Annotated in this window: 4 protein-coding genes; 1 reads left to right on the top strand and 3 read right to left on the bottom strand. The window is 66.1% G+C overall.

Translation table 11 applies throughout. The annotated features are described in order from the left end of the window. Positions 1 to 94: 94 nt before the first annotated feature. The gene (locus ACOJSF_RS04175; protein ID WP_420140969.1) at positions 95 to 895 is read right to left on the bottom strand and encodes a LytR/AlgR family response regulator transcription factor; all 801 of its coding nucleotides are present in this window, start codon (positions 893 to 895) and stop codon (positions 95 to 97) included. Positions 896 to 900: 5 nt separating this feature from the next. Next, positions 901 to 1995, bottom strand: a complete 1095-nt coding sequence (locus tag ACOJSF_RS04170) for a sensor histidine kinase (RefSeq protein WP_420140968.1) — start codon at positions 1993 to 1995, stop codon at positions 901 to 903. A gap of 171 nt (positions 1996 to 2166) precedes the next feature. Between ACOJSF_RS04170 and ACOJSF_RS04165 the strand changes: the two genes are divergently transcribed. Further along, positions 2167 to 2517: a hypothetical protein gene (locus tag ACOJSF_RS04165; RefSeq protein WP_420140967.1), complete on the top strand. Its 351-nt coding sequence runs from the start codon at positions 2167 to 2169 to the stop codon at positions 2515 to 2517. Between the two features lie 44 nt (positions 2518 to 2561). Here the strand turns inward: ACOJSF_RS04165 and mltG are convergent. After that, the coding region (mltG, locus tag ACOJSF_RS04160) for an endolytic transglycosylase MltG (protein WP_420140966.1) at positions 2562 to 3429 on the bottom strand (868 nt) is incomplete at its 5' end.

Genomic DNA, 3429 nt, shown 5'->3' with positions numbered 1-3429 from the left:
TCCGACCGCCGACATCTTCGCGACCCCCCGCGCGCGGCGGACGCGCGATTACGTCACCGGCCGCTTCGGCTGAGCGGCCGGCGACGATCGCCGGTCAGTGGACGAAGCGGGCGACGACGTCGCGGTATGAGCGGCTGACCTTCACCTGCGCGCCCGAGCCCAGCACGAGGAAGCATTCCCCATTGGTGTGCGGCTTCACCTGCTTGACCAGATCGAGGTTGACGATGGTCGAACGGTGGATGCGCTGGAACCGGCGCGGATCGAGCCGCTTCTCCAGATCCTTCATCGTCTCACGCAGGATCAGCGTGTTGTCGCCGGTATAGATGCACATATAATCGCCGGCGGCGTCAATCCGCTCGATCGTGTCGACATCGACGCGAAAGATCTGCCCGCGATCCTTGATGTTGATCAGCTTCTCGTAGCGGCTGGCGGACGGGGCATCGACCGCCTCGGGCATTCCCTCGACCGCTTCGGGCGCGTGCTCGGCGATCACTTCCTTGAGCTGGACCACTTCCTCCGCCGCGCGCTTTTCGGTCAGGCGCTGGCGGACGCGCTCCATCGTATCGGCCAGGCGATCGGTCTCGACCGGCTTGACCAGATAATCGACGGCGCCGGCTTCGAACCCGCGCAGGGCGTGATCCGAAAAGGCGGTCACGAACACGAACAGCGGCGGCTCGACCACCGCCAGCCCCGACACCACCGAGAAGCCGTCGAAGCCGGGCATCTGAATATCGAGGAAGACCAAATCGGGCTTGTGCGTCTTGATCGCGCGGATCGCCTCGCGTCCGTTGGTGCAGGTCTCGATGATCTCCACATCCTCATGCGCCTGGAGCCGGAGCTGCAGGCCCTGGATGGCGAGCGATTCGTCGTCCACCAGGATGGTTCGGATCGTCATACGCGTCAGGTCCTCACTGTCATGCCCGGTTGATAGGGCAGGTCGATCGTCACGGCGAAGCCGTCGGGTCCGGCCTGTGTCTCGAAGCGATGGTCGCTGCCATAAGCTTGCGCCAGACGGTCCCGCGTGTTCGCCAGGCCGACGCCGGTCGAGGAAACACCCCCGCCGTCGATCGGCCGCGTCGCTTCTCCTGGGCCGGTGTCTCTGACCGTGATGTGAACGCGCGCGCCGATCCGGCGGACCCCGATGTCGATGTCGGCGCCCTCCTCCTGCGGCGTGACGGCATATTTGATCGCATTCTCGACCAGCGGCTGAAGCAGCAGCGAGGGGATGCGCGCGTCGAGCGCCGCCGGATCGAGATCGAACCGCGTCCGCAGCCGATCCTCGAACCGCATCTTCTCGATATCCAGGTACAGCTTCAGCGTGTCGATCTCCTGGCTGACCGTGACCTCGCCCTCCGGCTCGTTGACCAGGGTGTAGCGCAGGAAGGACGACAGGCGCGACAGCATCGCGTTGGCGCGCTCGGTCTGCTTGAGCAGCACGAGGGTCGAGATCGAATTGAGCGTGTTGAACAGGAAATGGGGATTGAGCTGGTAGCGGAGCATGGCAAGCTGCGCCGACGACGCCTGGCTTTCCAGCCGTAGCAGCTGGTCGCGCTGCTCCTCCACCAGGATGTAGAAATTGATGCCGTAATAGAGCGCCGACCAAGCCGCGAGCAGCGAGAAATCGAGCAGGATCGCCGACAGGTATTGGATGCCGGCGGGCATCGGGCCCGTGCGGTAGAAGGTCGCGTGCGCCCACGTCTCGATCGAGGAGAAGACCGCCGCCGCCAGCGCCATGATCAGGATCGATCCGGTCCAGGTGATCGCCGGGCGCATGCGGAACAGCCGCCGGTATGCGGCCGACATCAGCAGCGTGAGCGAATAGCCGGTCGCCGTGGTCAGCGCGGTGGGAACGACGAACAGCCAGCCCATGGCATTGGCGATCCCGCCGAGCGCGCGCAGGACGAAATAGCCGGCCCAGCCCGCCGACTGCAGCGTCCAGAAAGCGCGGTTCTTGTCCTCGAAGAACGGTCGCTGGCTGATCAGGTTGGCCGGCATGGGCTCTGGCCTCTACAGGAAGCACGGCGGGCCTGCCAGCGCTCGACCCGTCGCAAAAGCCTCCGCCGGCACGTGAATGGATGATAAATGTTCGAGTCCCGGCGCGTTCAGGCACGATGGACCATATGGGCCGGCAACGTGGGAAGTATCCACGGTTATTGGAGGCAGGAGATGCGCAAGTTCATCACCACGACGGCAGCGGGGCTGGCGCTAGCCGGGAGCATGTTGGCGGCGGTCGCGCCGGCCGATGCGCGCCATTATCACCGGCGCGGACGCGGCGATGGCGCGGCGATCGCCCTCGGCGCGGGCATTCTGGGCCTGGCCGCCGGTGCCGCGATCGCCTCGCGTCCGCGTGGCTATGACTATTACGACTATGCGCCGGCTTATTATGCTCCGCCGCCGCCCGCTTATTATTACGCCCCGCCGCCGCCGCCGGTGGTCTACGAATATCGCTACTATCCGGCGCCCCGCTACGGCTACGGGTACGGATATGGCGGCCCGCGCTACCGCAGGGGCTGGTGATCGAGGGGGCGGCGGGTTCGCCGCCCCCCTTCGCCTGAGGAATGCTAGCGCGCGCCCTGCGCCTTGCGCAGGTTGTAATAGCGCCGGACGTTGGCGTTGTGGTCCTGCAGATTGCTCGCGAACACGTGCCCACCCTTGCCGTCGGCGACGAAGTAGAGCGCGTCGGTCTGCGCAGGCGCGAGTACCGCCGCGATCGCATCCTTGCCCGGATTGGTGATCGGGCCCTTGGGCAGGCCTTCCATGGCATAGGTATTGTAATCGTTCTTCGCGCGCACCTCGCTCAGCCGGATGCGGCGGCCGAGCGGTTTTCCCTTGGTCAGCGGGTAGATGATCGTTGGATCGGCCTGCAGCCGCATTCCCGTGCGCAGCCGGTTCGTATAGACCCCCGCCACCATCGGGCGCTCGTCGGGGACCGACGTCTCCTTCTCGACGATCGACGCGAGGGTCAGCGCCTCCTGCTTGCTGTTGACCGCCGTATTCGCCTTGCGCGTCATCCACAGCTGGTTGAGCGTGGTCCGCATCGCATCCTGCATCCGACCGAGCACCGCCTTGCGCGGCTCGCCACGCTGGAATGAGTAGGTTCCCGGCAGCACCGTGCCCTCGGGTGGGATCGGCAGCTTGCCGGTCAGCAGCTTTTCCCTGGCAAGACGCTCGAACACCAGGATCGACGGCGTGCCCTCGGGAATGGTGATGAGCCGCTGGACTGTCCGCCCGCTTTGCAGCAGCGACAGGATGTCGCGCGCGCTCATCCCCGGCGCGACCTCATATTCGCCGGCCTTGATCGGCTCCTTGGACCCAAACCAGTCGGCGAAGCGCAGGAAGCCCGTGGTCGACCGCACCGCCCCCAGCCGCTCCAGCTCCCGCGCGGCGGCGGCGAGAGTGGAGCCCTGCGGCACGACGACCGTGGTCGGC

This window comes from Sphingomonas sp., assembly GCF_048594985.1.
Taxonomy (GTDB): domain Bacteria; phylum Pseudomonadota; class Alphaproteobacteria; order Sphingomonadales; family Sphingomonadaceae; genus Sphingomonas_I.
This window is presented reverse-complemented; position numbering and strand designations above follow the sequence as displayed.